Raw genomic sequence first — 554 nt, 5'->3', positions numbered from 1 at the left:
TCACATAGAAAAGTTCTCCGGGCGTGCACGGAATGTTATTTACATAAGCCAGCCCCCCGGCACCGCCTGTACCCCCTATGCGGCCTTGCCCCCCGTCGTCGCCCCCATGCGCGCCTCCGGTGCCCACCGTCACCGCGCAAAGCGACGTCATTCCAGGTGGCGCATAGAAGGCATAAGTTCCTGACTCCAGCCACTCTTGAGAGCCACTTGGGGGACGGCGAGAAGCGAAAAATCGACTCGCGCCGCGCATCAGAAATTTCTCCCACCGTCTTGCGCATAGGTGAACGTGCCGTCTTGCAGGAAGACGTAAATATCGACCTTGCCGGCCTGCGCGGTAGGATTCGGCACGCCGCCGCCCATCGCCCACCGCAGTGCCGTCCCGCCGCTAAATGTCACCGTGTGCGCCCCGCCGAAAGCGACGATGACGGTAAAGCTTTTCCCTGCCACGGATGCCGGCAATGTGATCGTCGTGTTTGCGGTGGTCGTGAACTTCTGCACCGTCCCGTTGGTAAGATCGACCGCGAACGAAGCGCCCGGTGCCGGCGCATACGTGG

At 62.1% G+C, this 554-nt stretch carries 1 protein-coding gene; it reads right to left on the bottom strand.

The features are described from left to right. Positions 1-249 precede the first annotated feature (249 nt). The coding region (locus F2P46_RS36175) for a hypothetical protein (RefSeq protein WP_208296931.1) at positions 250-554 on the bottom strand (305 nt) is incomplete at its 5' end.

This window comes from Massilia sp. CCM 8734 (assembly GCF_011682155.1).
Lineage (GTDB): Bacteria > Pseudomonadota > Gammaproteobacteria > Burkholderiales > Burkholderiaceae_D > Telluria_A > Telluria_A rubra.
This window is presented reverse-complemented; position numbering and strand designations above follow the sequence as displayed.